The organism is Mycobacterium sp. (assembly GCF_965277065.1).
In the GTDB taxonomy this organism is placed as follows: domain Bacteria; phylum Actinomycetota; class Actinomycetes; order Mycobacteriales; family Mycobacteriaceae; genus Mycobacterium.
The window spans coordinates 17,239-34,523 of record NZ_CBDIBT010000009.1; the positions used below are offsets into that span (position 1 = coordinate 17,239).

At 67.2% G+C, this 17,285-nt stretch carries 19 protein-coding genes; all 19 read left to right on the forward strand.

Annotation, left to right across the window (positions count from 1 at the left end):
- The first annotated feature begins 6 nt into the window (after nt 1-6).
- Entirely contained in the window at nt 7-438 is a 432-nt protein-coding gene (gene mraZ, locus ACQY5A_RS01250) for a division/cell wall cluster transcriptional repressor MraZ (protein ID WP_428338556.1), read from the forward strand.
- Nucleotides 413-1,597, forward strand: coding sequence for a 16S rRNA (cytosine(1402)-N(4))-methyltransferase RsmH (gene rsmH, locus ACQY5A_RS01255; protein WP_428338557.1), 1,185 nt, complete (start codon nt 413-415; stop codon nt 1,595-1,597). The genes mraZ and rsmH overlap by 26 nt, the downstream gene beginning before the upstream one ends.
- The gene (locus ACQY5A_RS01260) at nt 1,594-2,817 is read left to right on the forward strand and encodes a hypothetical protein (protein ID WP_428338558.1); all 1,224 of its coding nucleotides are present in this window, start codon (nt 1,594-1,596) and stop codon (nt 2,815-2,817) included. The genes rsmH and ACQY5A_RS01260 overlap by 4 nt, the downstream gene beginning before the upstream one ends.
- Nucleotides 2,814-4,721: a peptidoglycan D,D-transpeptidase FtsI family protein gene (locus tag ACQY5A_RS01265; RefSeq protein ID WP_428338559.1), complete on the forward strand. Its 1,908-nt coding sequence runs from the start codon at nt 2,814-2,816 to the stop codon at nt 4,719-4,721. Before ACQY5A_RS01260 ends, ACQY5A_RS01265 begins: the two co-directional genes overlap by 4 nt.
- A 47-nt stretch (nt 4,722-4,768) precedes the next feature.
- Nucleotides 4,769-5,110, forward strand: coding sequence for a WXG100 family type VII secretion target (locus ACQY5A_RS01270; RefSeq protein ID WP_428338560.1), 342 nt, complete (start codon nt 4,769-4,771; stop codon nt 5,108-5,110).
- A 660-nt stretch (nt 5,111-5,770) separates the two neighbouring features.
- Complete coding sequence (locus ACQY5A_RS01275) at nt 5,771-6,043, forward strand: hypothetical protein (protein WP_428338561.1); 273 nt, start codon at nt 5,771-5,773, stop codon at nt 6,041-6,043.
- A 438-nt stretch (nt 6,044-6,481) separates the two neighbouring features.
- On the forward strand, nt 6,482-7,153 hold the full coding sequence (locus tag ACQY5A_RS01280) for a LuxR C-terminal-related transcriptional regulator (protein WP_428338562.1): 672 nt from the start codon (nt 6,482-6,484) through the stop codon (nt 7,151-7,153).
- A 128-nt stretch (nt 7,154-7,281) separates the two neighbouring features.
- Entirely contained in the window at nt 7,282-7,707 is a 426-nt protein-coding gene (locus tag ACQY5A_RS01285; protein WP_428338563.1) for a hypothetical protein, read from the forward strand.
- A gap of 13 nt (nt 7,708-7,720) precedes the next feature.
- Nucleotides 7,721-8,533 carry a hypothetical protein gene (locus ACQY5A_RS01290; protein ID WP_428338564.1) on the forward strand — a complete coding sequence of 271 codons (813 nt, stop codon included), beginning with the start codon at nt 7,721-7,723 and terminating at the stop codon, nt 8,531-8,533.
- Nucleotides 8,534-8,558: 25 nt separating this feature from the next.
- On the forward strand, nt 8,559-10,163 hold the full coding sequence (locus ACQY5A_RS01295; RefSeq protein ID WP_428338565.1) for a phage tail sheath family protein: 1,605 nt from the start codon (nt 8,559-8,561) through the stop codon (nt 10,161-10,163).
- A gap of 10 nt (nt 10,164-10,173) precedes the next feature.
- A complete protein-coding gene (locus ACQY5A_RS01300) occupies nt 10,174-10,683 on the forward strand; it encodes a phage tail protein (protein ID WP_428338566.1) in 510 nt (169 codons plus the stop codon).
- Nucleotides 10,684-10,686: 3 nt separating this feature from the next.
- Nucleotides 10,687-11,478: a hypothetical protein gene (locus ACQY5A_RS01305; protein ID WP_428338567.1), complete on the forward strand. Its 792-nt coding sequence runs from the start codon at nt 10,687-10,689 to the stop codon at nt 11,476-11,478.
- Nucleotides 11,471-12,271: a hypothetical protein gene (locus ACQY5A_RS01310; protein ID WP_428338568.1), complete on the forward strand. Its 801-nt coding sequence runs from the start codon at nt 11,471-11,473 to the stop codon at nt 12,269-12,271. The genes ACQY5A_RS01305 and ACQY5A_RS01310 overlap by 8 nt, the downstream gene beginning before the upstream one ends.
- 6 nt (nt 12,272-12,277) lie before the next feature.
- Nucleotides 12,278-13,537, forward strand: a complete 1,260-nt coding sequence (locus ACQY5A_RS01315; protein ID WP_428338569.1) for a DUF4255 domain-containing protein — start codon at nt 12,278-12,280, stop codon at nt 13,535-13,537.
- On the forward strand, nt 13,534-15,480 hold the full coding sequence (locus ACQY5A_RS01320; protein ID WP_428338570.1) for an ATP-binding protein: 1,947 nt from the start codon (nt 13,534-13,536) through the stop codon (nt 15,478-15,480). Before ACQY5A_RS01315 ends, ACQY5A_RS01320 begins: the two co-directional genes overlap by 4 nt.
- Entirely contained in the window at nt 15,477-15,722 is a 246-nt protein-coding gene (locus ACQY5A_RS01325; RefSeq protein WP_428338571.1) for a hypothetical protein, read from the forward strand. Before ACQY5A_RS01320 ends, ACQY5A_RS01325 begins: the two co-directional genes overlap by 4 nt.
- Entirely contained in the window at nt 15,722-16,435 is a 714-nt protein-coding gene (locus tag ACQY5A_RS01330; RefSeq protein WP_428338572.1) for a hypothetical protein, read from the forward strand. Before ACQY5A_RS01325 ends, ACQY5A_RS01330 begins: the two co-directional genes overlap by 1 nt.
- A gap of 9 nt (nt 16,436-16,444) precedes the next feature.
- Complete coding sequence (locus tag ACQY5A_RS01335) at nt 16,445-16,720, forward strand: hypothetical protein (protein ID WP_428338573.1); 276 nt, start codon at nt 16,445-16,447, stop codon at nt 16,718-16,720.
- Nucleotide 16,721: 1 nt separating this feature from the next.
- Nucleotides 16,722-17,285, forward strand: a 564-nt coding sequence (locus ACQY5A_RS01340) for a hypothetical protein (RefSeq protein WP_428338574.1), incomplete at its 3' end; no start/stop codon positions are given.

A 17,285-nucleotide genomic window follows, 5' to 3' on the forward strand; every position in this document is an offset into this window, starting at 1 on the left:
AGCCAGATGTTTCTCGGCACCTACACGCCAAAACTCGACGACAAAGGGCGGCTCACACTGCCCGCCAAGTTCCGCGACGCATTGGCAGGGGGGTTGATGATCACCAAGAGCCAAGACCACAGCCTCGCCGTCTACCCGAGAACGCAATTCGAGGAACTCGCCCGCAAAGCCAGCAAGACGTCGCGCAGCAATCCCGAGGCGCGGGCGTTCCTGCGCAACCTGGCTGCGGGCACCGACGAACAGCACCCCGACGCTCAAGGCCGGATCACCTTGTCGGCCGACCACCGCCGCTACGCCAATCTCTCCAAGGACTGTGTCGTCATCGGATCGATTGAGTACCTGGAGATTTGGGACGCCGCGGCCTGGCAGCAGTACCAAGAGAGCCACGAAGAGAACTTCTCCGCAGCCAGCGATGAAGCACTCGGCGACATTATCTGAGGCGCGTGCCCGTGCAACGTGGCCTCTGTCCGAACCGACCCTGACGTACTTCCCCGACGCCAGGTTCGTGCAATCGGACAGGGACCTCGATGCAGCGGCCGCCCATTCTGTTGCCCAGTACATCTCACGTCGAGAAGGTGTTCCTGTGCCTGACGCCACCGGTGGTTTCGGCCATGTGTCCGTGCTGCTCGACCGCTGTTTCGAATTGCTGCACCCCGCATTGACCCGCCACCACGCCGACGGATCGGGCGCGGTGCTCATCGACGGGACCATCGGTGCCGGCGGACACGCCGAACGTTTCCTCTCCGAACTGTCCGGGCTGCGGCTGATCGGTGTCGATCGCGACCCGACCGCGCTGGACATCGTCCGTACCCGCCTCGCGCGGTTCGCCGATCGGCTCACCCTGGTGCAAACCCGGTACGACGATATCGATACCGCACTGGCCGAATCAGGCTACGGATCAACCGAATCCGTCGACGGCATGCTTTTCGACCTCGGAGTCTCGTCGATGCAACTCGACCGTGCCGAGCGAGGCTTCTCCTACGCGCAGGATGCCCCGCTGGACATGCGGATGGACCCCACGGCGCCGCTGACCGCCGCGGAGATCCTCAACACTTACGATGCGGCCGCGTTGAGCGACATCCTGCGTCGCTACGGCGAGGAGAAGTTGGCCCGTCGCATCGCGACGCACATCGTCCGGCGACGCGCCCGCGCACCGTTCACCTCGACCGCAGAACTGGTAGAGGTCATCTACCAAGCAGTTCCGGCTCCGGCCCGTCGGACTGGCGGACATCCCGCGAAAAGGACGTTCCAGGCTTTGCGTATCGCCGTCAACAGCGAACTGGATGCGTTGAGTGGCATGTTGCCCGCCGCGCTGGACGCGCTGGCCGTCGACGGGCGCCTCGTGGTGATGGCCTACCAGTCGCTCGAAGACCGCATCGTCAAGCGGGCGTTCGCCGACGCGACGACGTCAAGCAGTCCGTCCGGCCTGCCGGTTGAATTACCGGGACACGCAGCGCGATTCGCGTTGCTGACGCGGGGCGCTGAACGCGCTGACGACGCGGAGGTCCAGCGAAATCCGCGCAGTGCCGCGGTGCGGTTACGCGGCGTGCAACGCGTGCAATCGGAGTCAGACGCAGCCAGGAGGGGAGGCTCATGAAAGCCAAGCGCCCAGCGCAACCGCCCCGCGCCGGTGAACGGCGCGGCGGCCAGACGAATGCTTCCCGGAAGCCAGGTCAGCGAATTGCCGACTCGACGCCCGCGCGCCGCAACCGCGCCCGCACCGGAAAGCCCACCGCGCCGGGCCGTGAGCCGCGCACGGCGCGATCGGCGCCACAGACGACGCCGGTCGCCCGGCCAGTCGAGCGACCGGCACGCGCGAAGAGCGCCACCCAGGCCAAGGCCCGGGCCAAGGCGCGGAAAGCCAAGGCTCCCAGGGTCGTTCGGTTGCCGCTGCGCGAGCGGTTGCTCAACAAGCTGACGTCGATAGACCTTCGGCCGCGCACCCTGGCGGCCAAGGTCCCGTTCGTCGTGTTGGTGATCGGCTCGCTCGGTGCCGGACTCGCTCTCACGTTGTGGCTGTCCACCGACGCCGCCGAGCGTTCCTATCAGCTGGGCAGCGCCCGCCAGCGCACCGAATTGCTGCAGCAGGAGAAGGAAGCCCTCGAGCGCGACGTGCAAGAGGCGCAGTCCGCGCCGGCGTTGGCCGAGGCGGCCCGCGGCTTGGGCATGATCCCTACCCGCGACACCGCGCACCTGGTTCAGGACCCCGCCGGAAACTGGGTAGTGGTGGGCACGCCCAAGCCGGCCCAGGGTGTTCCGCCGCCGCCGCTGAACAGCAAGCTGCCAGAAGAAAAGCCGATGTCCCCGAAGGCTCCGCCGGCCAACGCGGTTGAGGTCCCCGCACTCGTTCTGCCAGGCAATGGCGCACCGGCGGTGCCCCTGGAACCCGGCCCCGATGGGTTAATCCGTACGCCCGACGGCGCCACCACGCTGGGTACCGAGCACCTTCCCTCACCGGACGGTCCACTTCCGATGCCGGGCGCGGGGCCGGGTGCGGTGCCAGGTATGCCCATCGTGCCCGGATCGCCGCCTGCCGCCGGGCCTGCGCCGATGATCCCGGCCGCGCCTGCACCGCTGGTCGCGCCCGCCGCCCCGGTGATACCCCCACCCAATGCTGCGCCCGGGCCGCCGGCCGGCCTGGTGTTGCCGCCGCCCGCCGTCGCGCCCGCGCCGCTGGCCGGCCCGGTGGTGCTGCCGCCTCCCGCGCAGTCGCCGGCCGACCTGCCGGGCATGCCGCATCACATGGCTCCCTCCGGGCCGCTCGTCGGTGAACAGTTCGGCCCGCTGACGGTCACCACGCCCGGAGTGCCGCGATGAGTCGTTCGAAGCAGTCCCGCAAGCCATTTCGGGCCAAGGCGAGCGAGCGGGACCGCTCGGCGCGCGGGCGCCGTACTCGCCAGGCGGTGGAGGTCGGAAACCGCGGGGCTTCGTTCGTCTTCCGGCATCGCGTCGGCAACGGGGTCATCTTCCTCGCCCTGGCGATCGCCGGCGCCCAGCTGTTCTACCTCCAGGTGCCCAAGGCCGCCGGGCTGCGGGCCGAAGCCGCGGGTCAGCTCAAGGTCACCGACGTCTCGAAAGCGGTCCGCGGCAGCATCGTCGACCGCAACAACAATCAACTGGCATTCACCATCGAGGCCCGGGCTCTGACCTTCCAACCGAAGCGCATTCTCAAGCAGCTGACCGAGGCCAGGCAGAAGAACGGAGGTGCGCCTGACCCGCAACGGCGATTGAACGAGATCGCTAAGGAGGTGGCGCTGCGGCTGAACAACAAGCCCGACAAAGCCACCATCCTGAAGAAGCTGCGCAGCGACGAGTCGTTTGTCTATCTGGCCCGCGCCGTCGACCCGGCGATCGCCACCACCATCACCCGGAAATTCCCCGAGGTCGGTGCCGAGCGCCAGGACCTTCGTCAGTATCCGGGCGGATCTCTGGCGGCCAATGTCGTTGGCGGAATCGATTGGGACGGGCACGGTTTGCTCGGCCTGGAAGACTCCATGGACGCCGAACTGGCCGGCACCGATGGATCGGTCACCTACGACCGCGGCTCCGACGGTGTGGTGATTCCGGGCAGCTACCGCAACCAGCACCACGCGGTCAACGGCGCGACGATCCAGCTGACCATCGACGACGACGTCCAGTTCTACGTTCAGCAGCAGGTGCAGCAGGCCAAGAACCTCTCCGGTGCGCGCAACGTCTCAGCGGTCGTGATGGACTCCAAGACAGGCGAAGTGCTGGCGATGTCCAACGACAACACCTTCGACCCGTCCCAGGACGTCGGTCGTCAGGGCGATAAGCAGTTGGGCAACCCGGCGGTGTCCTCGCCATTCGAGCCCGGATCGGTGAACAAGATCATCACCGCCTCGTCGGTGATCGAGTACGGACTGTCCAATCCCGATGAGGTGCTGCAGGTTCCGGGTTCGATCAACATGGGTGGGGTGACCATCCACGACGCCTGGGTGCACGGCGTCGCGCCCTACACCACCACCGGTGTGTTCGGAAAGTCGTCGAACGTCGGAACCCTGATGCTGGCGCAACGCGTTGGGCCGCAACGCTACTTCGACATGCTCGAGAAGTTCGGTCTGGGCCAGCGCACCGGAATCGGCCTGCCCGGCGAGAGCGCAGGCCTGGTGCCGCCGATCGGGCAGTGGTCGGGCAGCTCGTTCTCCAACTTGCCGATCGGTCAAGGTCTTTCGATGACATTGATCCAGATGGCCGGTATGTACCAGGCGATTGCCAACGACGGTGTCCGGATGCCGCCGCGGATCATCAAGTCCACCGTCAGCGCTGACGGCGCGCGCACCGACGAGCCACGCCCGGACGGGGTTCGGGTGGTGTCGCCGGAGACGGCGCGCACCGTGCGCAACATGTTGCGCGCGGTCGTACAGCGCGACCCGAGGGGCGTTCAGCAGGGCACCGGACCGGCCGCCGCCGTCGAGGGCTACCAGATCGCCGGTAAGACCGGCACCGCGCAGCAGATCAACCCGGCATGCGGCTGCTACTACGACAACGTCTACTGGATCACCTTTGCGGGAATGGCCACCACCGACGACCCGCGTTACGTCATCGGCATCATGATGGACAACCCGGCGCGCAACGCCGACGGGACGCCAGGCCATTCGGCGGCTCCGCTGTTCCATAACATCGCCGGCTGGCTGCTGCAGCGTGGAAATGTCCCGCTGTCGCCCGATCCCGGTCCGCCACTCCTGCTGCAGGCCATGTAGCCGGACGTGAATTGCGGCAGGTCACCCGTGCCTGCTAAGCAGAGGCGGTGGCGGCAGGCAAGAACTTTCGGGTCGACATCGAAGCATTGGCGGCCTCTGCGGCGCACGTAGCCGGACAGGGCGACGATCTGGCGACTGCCCACCTGTCTTCGGACAACCGCATCGCGTCGGCGCAGTCAGGCTGGGTCGGCAGTTCGGCGGCCGCGTTACAGACCCGGACGGCGGCGTGGCTGGAAACGTCGCGCCGACTGCTGACCAGCGTCGGCGATCACGCGCTGAATCTGAACAACGACGGCATCTGCTTCTCCGCGCTCGAGCGTGACAACGTCGAGCAACTGCGCGCGGTGCACCCCGCCGAGGGGTCAGCCGACCCGGGGCGTGAGTATTGACCCTCGACGTTGCGGCGCTCTGTATCGAAATGACGAGCACAGAACGGCTCCATTTCAGGGTTTGCGCTGACACGCATGCGCGGCTGCGCTCTGCAGCACAGTTACAGCACGAATCGCTGACGCGTGCGGACGCCGTACTGTCCCGCCAGCCAACGATGCCGACCGACTTCTTCGACACCATCTTCCGGGCATTGTCCGAGCCGCCACGCCCCAACGAGGCGATGCGGCGAGTCGCCCGCTCTCCGCGCGTCTCCCCGCACGGATGAACTCGGCAGGTGTTCGCGGCGTCAACTCGGCGAACCTGTGTCGCGGCGCGCTCGCGGGGCCGAGGCAGTCCGCAGCTATCGAAATGGGTCGTGATAGCGTGAAAGACTCTTGCTGGCAACATGTTTCGGGATCGAAGATGCCCTCACTACCCGACCAAATGAGTACGCTGATTCATCTGATGAGACATGCGGCATTCGTGCATATCCGCAGTTATCCATGAGGCACCTCGCCGTTTTCATCGATGAATCACGGATTCGGTGGCGGCAGACAAGCCCGATGACGCTGATCGGCGGTCGGCGCGTATCGGTCGACTGATGGCCCCCGACGGCTAAGGCGTACGTCTGCGTCATTGCGGGCCGCCTCCCGCCGTGGTGACCGTCGTTGTCGGGGGCGTTGGCGTCGTCGCCGGCGCGCGCGGCGGTGCCGCGCTCGTTGTCGTTTGCCTTCTCGTGGATCGCGCACGAAGCCATCACCGCGAGGCTCAAAATCGATGCGGAGCGCTATCGGCGCTTAATGGGAGTGAACCTCGGCGACGACCTGCCTTCGGATCGGGCGCTCGGCGCCATCACTCCCAACGTCAAATGGTGGGTGCTGGCAGGAGGCTGGCGTTCGCGACCCGTCAACCTCAACGACACCATCGACCCGAGCGTGCGCTACCGTGCTTGAACAGAGTCACGCGTGGCCCAAGCCCTACCAGCCGTCGAACATGCCCGACAGGATGCCGGCACCTGCTGGCGATCTTTGAGGTGGCCCGTCGCACCGTCTCGATGGCTGGCACCAACCAGGAGAGCGGCGAGAGCGCCTGTCAGTATGCCCCTGGTGTACGCGCCAACGTCGTTGCGGTGGAGAAAAGTTCCCTCCACACCTAACCCAATCCGATTAGAACGAACGCGCCGTTAGCACCCCTGTCGAGTCGAGCTTCGAATGTCGAACATCGCTATCGAACGCCACCGGCGTCGCACGGAAACTAAGTAGTCGATTACTTAAACGATTGACGTTGACGTATCCGATAATTGCTTATGTGATCCCGCGTTGGATTTGCCGGGGCCGCAAACGGGTGATTCAGCGAGGCTGGGCGTCGTTGGCGGGCGGAGTTTCAAATTTATGACGACCGAAGGACCGGGGCTGCGGCGCCCAGCGATGCGGGTCATCGTCGTGTCCTCGATCCGGCTCTACCGCGACGGGCTCGCCCACATGCTTTCCCAGCTCGACGACGTCGCCGACGTCATGACGTGCGAGGACACGCAGGGATTCCTTGACAGTAGACAAATCGGTAGCTGGGCAGAAACAGACCCGCTCATTGTCCTTTTGGACATGTCGGTCCTCAGCAGCTCGGCGACAGCGCGACTCATCGGGCGGATGATGCCGACGGCTCGGATCGTTGCGCTTGCAGTTCCGGAGACGGAGCCGCATGTGCTCGCGTGTGCGGAAGTGGGTGTTGTCGGATACGTGACCCGCGAAGGGTCGATGGCTGACCTCATCTCAGTAGTCAGGCTCGCGGCGCGCGGCGAGGCACGGTGCTCGCCCGTCATTGTGGGGGGCTTGCTCCGGAGGGTCGCCGCGCTGTCCAAAGACAAAGATGCGCACACTATGGTGCGGCAGTTGACGAGCCGCGAAATGGAAATCGCTTCCCACATTGCCGTGGGCATGAGTAATCGGGCGATCGCGGCTCGGTTGAGCATCGAGTTGTGCACCGTCAAAAATCATGTACACAACATTCTCGAAAAGCTGGGTGCGACCCGCCGAGGTGACATCGCCGACTGCCTCAGGGGCTAAGGATCCGGATCGGGTTCAGATCGAATTGAACCCGGAGATCCATTGCGTCGCTGAGGGTGGGCGGGCGTTTACTGGACGGGCGCGGCGCGCGGTAGGCGCGCAGCATTCACGGCCAGACAGGACCGACGATGACCCAGCCAGACAGCGTCGCAGAAGTGCGGGCTTTGACTCGGGTCGCGCTGGTGGCCTGTTCGGGAATACTCGGTGATCTCATCCGGCAGAGTGTCTCCGCCGCAGCCGATCTCGCTGTGATCGAGGACTTGCACACCGACGAGATGGCCACGCTGTCGGCCAGCATGCGGCGGATCCGTCCCGATGTCGTTGTGTGGCAGCTGCAGAACGAACCCAGTCTGGCCGACCATCCTGAGTTCTTCGGGGCTGACAGTGGGTTCGCGGTGCTGGCGGTAGTCAACGATGGGCGCCGCGGCTCATTGTGGCGGCTGCGGCCTCATCGCACGGCGGTGGACCCGTTGTCGATTGATGGGCTGGTCGGCGCGATACGTGCGTCGGCGCGTCCTGAATCCCCGCCAGCCGTGACCAAAACGAATCGATGATCGGAGAGACGTCATGACCGAAGTGGTGGGGACAGGACCGCTGGCCTACACCGATCAGCACGGGCTGCAACGTGTGATCCCCTTGGCCGCGTTTGTATTCGATAGCAAGACGATCCAAATCCGCTCCACGTGGACATCAGCGCTCTCCAGCGCCGACCGGGACCTGATCACACTGCTAGCCGCCGAGCGGGTCAAAGCCGGCGAGTTCGCGCAGGCACCGACGCCAGCACCGGTTCCCGCGGTGAGATTCACCGCAGCTGAGCAAGGCTCGGAGTCGAACAACATCGTCGTCACAGTGGACTACTCGGCGAACACCGGCCTGGACACCGCGCTAACGATCACCGCCGAGCGGACCGATACCTACCCGGGCCTCACAGATGCGAATGCGGCCGCGGCGGCGATCGGAAAGGATGCGACCAAGGCCGACTTTCTGTTCGTCGATTCGACGACGGTGAGCGTCCAGGCGAAGCTGCCAGACGAATTCAGCGATAAGGATCTCGGTACCGACTACAACGTCACTACCGGCGGCGCAGTGCATTTCACGTTGAAGCCACACCCGGGTTTGCCGGCCAATAGCTCGGTGAAGCTGAGTCTCACGCACGATAGCAGCGGATCAACGTTCACGGTGACGGTCAAATACTCATCCAATCCGACACCGAACCCTGGGGCGACGATTCCTTCGCTGAGTCCGCTGGATCCCGGCGTCACCTATCTCGTGACAGCCACCGCTCCCGCCGGCGGGGCGGCGGTCCCGGCCAAAGGCTCGATCCAGCTGACCGGCGGCGGCCCCGGACACGCCGCATCCGGACTGGCGTACACGAGTTGACCATCCGCGGAAAGGGTTGGAGCACATGCCTGTAACACCGACGTACCCCGGGATCTACATCCAGGAGATCCTCAGCACTTCCCACAGCGTGACCGCGGCACCGACATCGGTGACCGTGTTCATCGGCTACCCGCATCCCTTTAAAGCCAAGGAAGAACACTACGGTCAGGCGGTCGAGATCTTCTCCCCGCAGGAGTACGACCGGGAGTTCGGCGGCAGCGTCAGCGTCGGTTGGCTCTCGGACGACCTGGCCCAGGCGGTGTACCAGTTCTTCCTCAACGGCGGAGCCGACGCGATCATCGTCGCCGTCCGACCCGGGCTCTATCCGCTGGCCACCGGGGTGCGGCAGGAGTTGAATCCGCCTGTGCTGTCGGTGATGACGGACGCCACCCACGGTGTCACGCTCACGGGCCGCGAACCGGTGGACGCCCAACATCCCATGACCGTCTCGCTGATCAACCCGAAGTCGAGCGTCTCCGGTGGTCCTACGGACATCATCGACATCACCGTCTCCGCCAGCAGCGGCACCGAGACATTTCGCGGCGTCTCCCTCGCCGACGGCGGAGTATCGCTGGAACAGATTCTCGGCACCAAGGACACCCCGGTGTCATCGTTGGTGACGGTAGCGGCGGCCGGCGCGAACTATCCGTCGGCGTGGCCAGGCGCGTTGGCGCCGACCCCGCTCATCGATGCGGCGACAGCGGCGACCGCGCCACCGTTCTCCACCTATCACGCGGCTGACTTCGCCGCGGCATTCGCAGACGACAGTGCCCTGGACAAGGTGGCGGTGTTCAACCTGTTGCTGACGCCGGGAATCTGGGACAACGGCGTGGTCGGTCAGGCGCTGGCGATGTGTGAACGCAAACGCGCCTTCATGGTTCTCGATCCGCCCGCCGAAGCCGTTGCCGATCAAACGAATTCACCGCGCCCACTGATGGCCGACATCATGACCGACGCGACGACCACGACCATCCCGAAGAGCCAGAACGGGGCGGTCTACTTCCCATACTTGCGCTGCACCAACCCCTCAGGCGTCCAGATATCGCTTCCACCATCGGGTTTCGTTGCCGGGGTGATCGCCCGTGAGGACAACAACCGGGGCGTTTGGAAGGCGCCGGCCGGCTATGAGGCGCTGGTGACGACCACGACCGGTGTTGTCGATTCCGGGCGGATGACCGATCCCCGGCACGGCACGCTGAACAAGGTCGGGGTGAACTGTCTGCGACAGTTCCCCGGGGTCGGCACGGTGGTGTTCGGGGCTCGCACCCTGGTGTCGGCGAACCCGGCGTTCGAGCAGTACAAATATGTTCCGGTCCGCAGGATGGCGCTGTTTCTGGAGCAGTCGCTCTACGCCAGCCTCAAATGGGCGATCCACGAACCGAACGATGCCCCGCTGTGGGTGTCGATCCGGACGACGGTGGAGAACTTCCTGCTCGGGTTATTCAAGCAGGGAGCGCTGCAGGGCAGCACCCCGAGTCAGGCGTTCCAGGTGATCTGCGATGCCACGACCACGACACCGGACGACCAGGCCCAGGGCATCGTCAACATCGTCGTGGCGTTCGCGCCGCTGAAGCCGGCCGAGTTCGTCATCGTCAAGCTGGCCCAACTGGCCGGCCAGACTCAAAGTTAGGAGCCCGTCGATGGCTAAACCGTTCAGCGTCAACATGAGTCGGTTCGATCCGTACAAGACCTACCGGTTCCAGGTGTACTTCGAGGGGCAGTCCAAAGCGGTCGCCGGGGTCAGCAAGGTGGGCGCGATCAAGAGGTCAGCCGACGTCATCGAGTACAAGCAGGGCGGCTCGGCGATCATCCAGAAAGGGCTGGGCCGCCACAAATACGACCCGATCACCTTGGAGCGCGGCGTCACTCACGATGACGACTTCCACGCCTGGGCTAATGCGGCGCAGCTATTGGACAAGGGCATTCCCAGCTCGTCGCTGAAGGATCTGCGTAAGGAAATGCGGATCGAGCTGCTCAGTGAGCAGGGGTTGATCGTGCACCGCTATCTGATTCACCGCTGCTGGGTGTCGGAGTTCCAGGCCCTGCCGGATCTGGAAGCCGGCTCCAGTGCTGTCGCGATCGAACACATCAAGATCGAGAACGAAGGCTGGGAACACGACCCGACCTGCACTGAGCCACAAGAGTTCTAAGTAATGATCCGCCTGCCGATCAGCGGCCTGCACGCCCGGTGGCGAGCGGCCCACGGGTTCGACGATATCGCGTTGGCTGAGATTGCCGGCGGACTCGGCGCCGCGGTGGCGTTCGCGGCCCGCGCGGTGGTCGATCCCGATGGAACCCCGCTGGATGTGGTGTCGCTGCCGGTCGGGGATGTGGACGTTCTCATCGTTGAGCGCCGCCGTGAGCTCCTCGGTGACGGGTTCGTCGCCGAAGGCGCCTGCTTGTCCTGTGGCGTTGCGGTGGATATCCACTTCAGCCTGGCCGAGTACTGCGCGCACCGCGCACCGAAGAGCAGCCGCGCCGCGCACCGCGCCGATGATTCGTCGTGGTGGCAGCTGCGCGGCCGGGCGGTGTCGTTCCGGGTGCCGACCGCGGCGGACGTGCTGGTGGCGTCGGGGTCGGCGGACGGGCGCGCAGAGCTCACACGCCGGTGTGTGCGCGGCGACGTCGATCCGCGCACCCGCCGTGCTCTGCTGCGGGCGATGGAGACGGTGGGCCCGACGATGCGCGCGGAGGTGGCGGGCCGCTGCCCGGAGTGCGCCGCCGCCGTGGTGCTCGACGTCGATGCCCGCGAGCTGTGCCTGACGGAGCTTCGCTTCTTGGCCCGCGGGGTGCACGGCGATGTGCATGTGATCGCCGCGACCTATCACTGGACCGAGGACGCGATCCTGGCGTTGCCGAGCACGCGGCGAACCGACTACGCCGCTCTGATTCGCGATGGCCGAGCGACACGGCGGTCCGTGCCGCAGGCGGTGCAGATTGATTGAGGACAGATCGGGGCGCAGAGCCGACTATCTGGGCCGGCTGCTGGACCACATCCCCGGCCGCGCAGCGGCTCTCGCCCCACGCCGGGTCGACTGGGGCGCCTCACCGTTCGCCGGTGATCGCAGCGCGGAGGCCGATGAGGCCGAGCTTGTATTTGCTTCGGCGGTGTCGCGCCGACCGCTGCAGGGACCGGCCACGCAACGTTTCGGCGACGCGCTCCCGCCGGGGCGCGCTGTCGCGCCGGTGAGCGTACCCGGCCCCGCCGGCAGCGCGGGAGCTGCCAGGCCAGGTGTTCCGGTCGCGCCGGCGCGCACCACCTCCGTTAAAGACGTGCGGGCAGCGGAGCCGCCACCGGTGGCGCCCCCCGCATCCTCCGCGCCGGCAGGTCAGCGGCCCACCACCTTAAGGAGCCCTGCCGATGCCCAGCCGAGCCCGGTCGGCGGGCCTGTGCCGAGCGTGGTGGGGCTACCGCAGGCCACAGCCGAAGCACCGGTCACGGCAACAGATCCCGGATTTGAGGAACCGGAGGCGAAAACCCGGTCGGACTATCGCGGCGTAGTGTCCGTCGCTGCGCCACGACCGCAGCCGGCGGCAGTTCGGGTGCCGGTTGAGTCGGTTGAGTCCGCGCCGGTACCGGTTGGGCCGATGGTCAGCATCGGGGCGATCGAGGTCACGCTGACCCCGCCGGTCGCCCCGGCGCCGGTACGGCCCGAAGCCCCGATGCTGTCGGTTCCCGCGGCGCCGGCGGGGCGGCTGAGCCGGCCCCTGACCCGTTACGGATTCGGCCAGGTGTGATCCATCATGTATGACCTGTCGATCGTCACCGACGCGCTGTTCGACATTTTGAAAGACGCGGTGGCCAACAGCCCGCTGTGGCCGGGTGGCACCGGGCCGACGTTCACCCACGCGATCACCGGTCAGCATCCTGAACAGGTCGACGCCGGCAACGAATGCGTCCTGAATCTCTACCTGTATCACGTGAGCGCCGATAAGTACCTGCGTAATCAGTTCTGGGCGCCGCAGAATCAGTCCGGTGGCGCGACGGGCAGCCAGCCTGTCGCGTTCGAACCGTTGTGTCTGGATCTGTGGTATCTGCTGTCGGCGCAGTCGCGTTCGAGCTACAACTACGAACAGCAGATGCTCGGCGTGGCGATGCACGCCTTTCACCGGCACGGCACGGTGATGCTCAACACGCCGGTGCCGCCGCCGGGAACCGCGCTGACCACCGAAGTGTCGCTCGTGCTGGAGTCGCCGAGCTTCGATGAGCTCAGCAGGCTCTGGCAGGCGCTGGGGGTGTCGCTGCGCACGACCGCCCAGTACCGAGTCAGCGTCGCGTTTCTCACCATGGATCTTCCCGCGGCGTCGGCCCCGGACGTGGATGGCGTGCACGTGTTGACCGCACCCGTCGGGCCCGCACCCGACCCAGAGCTGCCTGAGCTGATCGGGACCAGCCGGGCCGTTCACTACACAACGCCGGCCGGCAAGCACCACTACGACCAGTCCCCGGCCTCGACCGCGCCCGCCCCGGCCGGAGTCGACGGCCAAGACGTCGCGGTGCGCGGGAACGGCCTGCTGGGCACCGATGAAGTCGTGCTGGTCTCGGTTGACGCCGCCGGTGTGGAAACCACCCTCGACGTCACGAACTGGAAGGTGGCGCCCGGACTGCCGCTGGTGCTGCGACCGCCCGATACCGCGGGCGTGTGCCCGGCACCGGGCCGATACCGCCTGCGAATCAGGCGCGCCGGTGCGCAATCCGACGGGGTGCCACTCGATATTGCGCCCTGGGTCGATCCCGCCGGCGGTCCGCTGCTGGCCGCCGGGGCCGGTGGCATCTACACCTGCGAAGTCCGCAACACCCCGGCCGCCGGCCTCATCGTGCGCCTGGGCACCGTGGCGCTGACACCGGGCAGCAACCCGGCTCCGGATGTCGGGGAATGGGCACTGAACGGCACCACGTTGAGCTTCCGGACCCCAGATGCGCTGGCGCCCGGGCAGTATCGGCTGACCGTGCACTCTGGCGGTATCGACTGCGACCCGGCGCTATGGGCGGTGCAGCCGTGACCGCCACCGCAGTGACGATCACCGCCACCGAGCCGCTCTGGCTTGCCGAGGTCCGCGCGGCCGCGGTGCATCGCGTCGAGGAAGCCCGCGATCTGTGGCGGATGCGCGGCACGGACACCGGCCCGCACGACGCGATCGATGAGATCCTCGCCGCGCCGCGGCACTCCCGGGGCGGGCCCGCCTCGGTCGACCTCGGCCGGTCACCGATGACCGGGCTGGTCGAAACGTTCGGGCTCAGCGGCTACGACATGCAGTGGCTGGCGCTGCTGGCCGCCTGCCACACCGATCCGCGGCTGCTGCAGGTCCTCGGCTATCTCGACGATGATCCGCGACCGCGGGAGCCGTCCCCGGCGGCTTCCGCGGCCCTGTGGGGATGGCCGCTGGGCTACCAGCCTCCGGCGGCGTCGCCGCTGAACCGCTGGCAGCTGGCCGCCCCGACCGGACCCGACCGGTGGTCGCCGACCACCGGGTGGGCCATCGAACCGGATATCGCCGGCTATCTGTGCGGCCAGGCGCAATGGTCGGCGTTCTGGCCGGGCGTCGACCACCGGGCGGCCGAGACCACTGGCTGCCTGTATCCCGAACTGCTGGCCGAGCTGGCGTCCCTGGTGTCCGCGACGGCGCCGACCCGCAGCCGACCCTGGGAGGTCGAACTGCTCGGCGCGCCAGGGTCAGGCCGACGCACACTGGCGGCTCAGCTCACCGATAGGCTGGGTCGCGCCGCGGTGGTGCTGGACGCTGGACTCGGGGTCCGCGGGCTGCGCACGGCCCGCCTGCTCGACGCCATCCCGATCTGGGCCGCCGACGGCGCCGATCACCCCATCGACCTGGATGAGCGTCCCGGTGCGTTGACGTTCGTCATCCGGGAGCGGCCCGGCCCGGCCGCGTCGGCCGGGGCCGCGCGGCTGTCGCGCACCCTTCCGCCGCTGACGCGCAGCGACCGGTGCCGGCTGTGGGCGGCGCATACCCCGGCGACGCCACCGGCGCAGGTGGTGGATTGGGAGCTCACCCCGCAGGACATTTCGGTGGCGGCCTCTGCGGTCGACGCCGGGCCGCGGGTGGTGGCGTCGGTGGTGCGGGGGCGGCTGCGCCGCACCTCGGCGGCCGCGATGAGCGCCCTGGACTGCCCATACGACTGGGCGGACCTGATCGTCTCCGAGCAGGTCGAGGCCGCGTTGCGGCGCCTGCAGAATCAGGTCAGGCTCGCCGGCCCGGTCCTCGACGACTGGGGCTTCGGTCGGCTCTGCCCCCAGTCCCGCGGGGTGACCGCCCTGTTCGCCGGGCCCAGCGGCACCGGCAAAACCATGGCGGCCCAGGTCCTGGCCCGCAGCCTGGACCTCGACCTATTCCGGGTCGATCTCGCCGAGGTGGTCAACAAATACATCGGGGAGACCGAGAAGCGGCTGGCTGAGGTGTTCGCCGAATGCGAACGCAGCCATGTGATGGTGTTCTTCGATGAGGCCGACGCCCTGTTCGGCCGCCGCACCCAGGTCCGCGACGCCCACGACCGGTTCGCCAATATCGAGATCGATTACCTGCTGCAGCGGATGGACACGTTCCGCGGTGTCGCGGTGCTGGCGACGAACCGCAAAAACGATCTCGACACCGCGTTCGTGCGGCGCCTGAAAGTCATCGTCGACTTCACCGCTCCGTCGGTCGGGGAGCGGCGCCGGCTGTGGCAGCTCGCGGTGCCGGCCGCCACCGCGGCCGGTGTGCCGGTCAGCACCGGTATCGACTACGACTGGCTGGCCGCTGAACTGGATTTCACCGGCGCCGAGATCAAATCGGTGGCACTCGACGCCGCGTTCTGCGCCCACCACGCCGGGCAGCTCATCGACGGCGGCCACCTGCTGGCGGCGGCGCGGCGCGAACTGGCCAAACGCGGGTCGGTGCTGCGGGCCGAACCGCCGCCGGCCGGCCCGGCCGTGGGGGTGGCGCGATGACCGAGATCCGGATCGACCGACTCACGCTGCAGGCGGGTGCCCTCAGCAAGGGTGACGCACGGCGGTTGGCCCGCCTGGTCGGGGACGCGGTGAGCCGGTGGTCGCTAAGCAGCGGCACCGCTGTGCGCGCCGATCAGCTGCAGGTGAGCGTGGCCGCGCGGCCCGGCGACAGTGTGGAGCAGATCGCGGTGTCGGTCGCTGCGGCGATCGAGTCGGCGGTCCGGCAGGCGGGGGAGTCCTGATGGCGAGTTTCCTGCGCGGTGCGCTGGTCGAGTTCATGCCGACCGGGCTGATCCCGGTCCCCAATATCATTGCGTTCCAGTACAACCCGGAGTCGATGACCCACACCTGGTCGACGGCGCAGCCGGACGCCGCGCCGTCACCGAACTCGGCGGAGACAATTAATCCTCTTGCGGTCAAGGGGAATCCAGGGGAGTCGTTTAGTTTCACGATGGCGTTGGACGCCGCCGACACGATCGCCGACGGGGCCGTCTCGGCGTCACTGGCCGAAGTCAGCGGCGTCTACAGTCGGCTGGCCGCCCTGGAGATGCTGATGTTCCCGGCATCGGCGACCACCGGCGGGCTGCTGGGGACGGTGACCGCCGCGATCGGCTCCGCGCTGGGGGCGGCCACCTCCAGTGGCCCGCAGGCCACCGTGCCGGCCAACTCCTTGAACACGGTGCTTTTCGTGTGGGGCCCGGGCCGGATTCTGCCGGTGCGGGTGACCGCGCTGACGGTGACCGAGAAGCTCTATGACACAGCATTGAATCCGACGCATGCTGATGTGCAGATCACGCTGCGGGTGCTGACCCAAGAGGAGCTCAAACACGACACCGATCTGCTGGCGGGCCTGGCGTCGACGGCCAGCAGCTACACCCAGGGTCTGCGGGAAGCGCTGGCCGTCGCGAATCTGATCAACACCGCCGAGTCGGTCCTCGGCATGCTGCCGGTCTAGGGGCTAGCGATGTTCTTCGGGGGCAGCCGCTACAGCGGCGCAGGCACCTACGAGGTGACCTGCGCCGACGGGACGGTGGTGACGGTCACCCGGATCCCGCTGCCTTCGGCTCGCAACGCCGTGGGCTGGCACCGGCGCGGCGAGGGGGAGCGGCTGGATCTGATTGCCTACCAGTATCTGCGGGACGCCACCGGGTTCTGGGTGCTGTGCGACACCAACGACGCGGTGGTCCCCGATGCGCTGGCCGCCCACGCCCTGATCGCGATCCCCGGGCCGGGGAGCTGAGATGTCCACCTATCAGGTGCTTTTCGACGGTCAGCCCGCGGCGCAGGACTTCTACGACGTGGTCGGCGCGATCGAGGTCGAAGAGAACGCCGACCTGCCTGATGCGGTGTCGTTCCAACTGCCGGTGGCCGTGGATACCGGTGACCTGACGTGGGTGTCGGATCCTCGGGTGCAGCCGTACTCCAACGTGGCGGTCATGGTCACCCCGGTCGGCGGCGGCGCCGCGCAGTGCATCTTTGACGGCTACGTGTTGTCGCATAGGGTGCATCTACCCGCCGGTGTCACCGCCGCCACCGTCACGGTGTGGGGCCAGGACGCCTCAGTGCTGATGGGTCTGCAGGAGAAGACCCGCGAGTGGTCGGGCCTGACCGACGGCGAGGTCGCCAACCAGATCTTCGACGCCTATGGCATCGCCGCGGCGCCGGCGAACACCGACGGTGACATGCTGCGCCACACCGACGACGAGCACACGCTGATGCAGCGGGGATCCGATATCGACTTCCTGCGCCGGCTGGCCCGACGCACCGGCCGCTGGTGCCGGGTGAGCTGCGCCGGCACCGCCGGA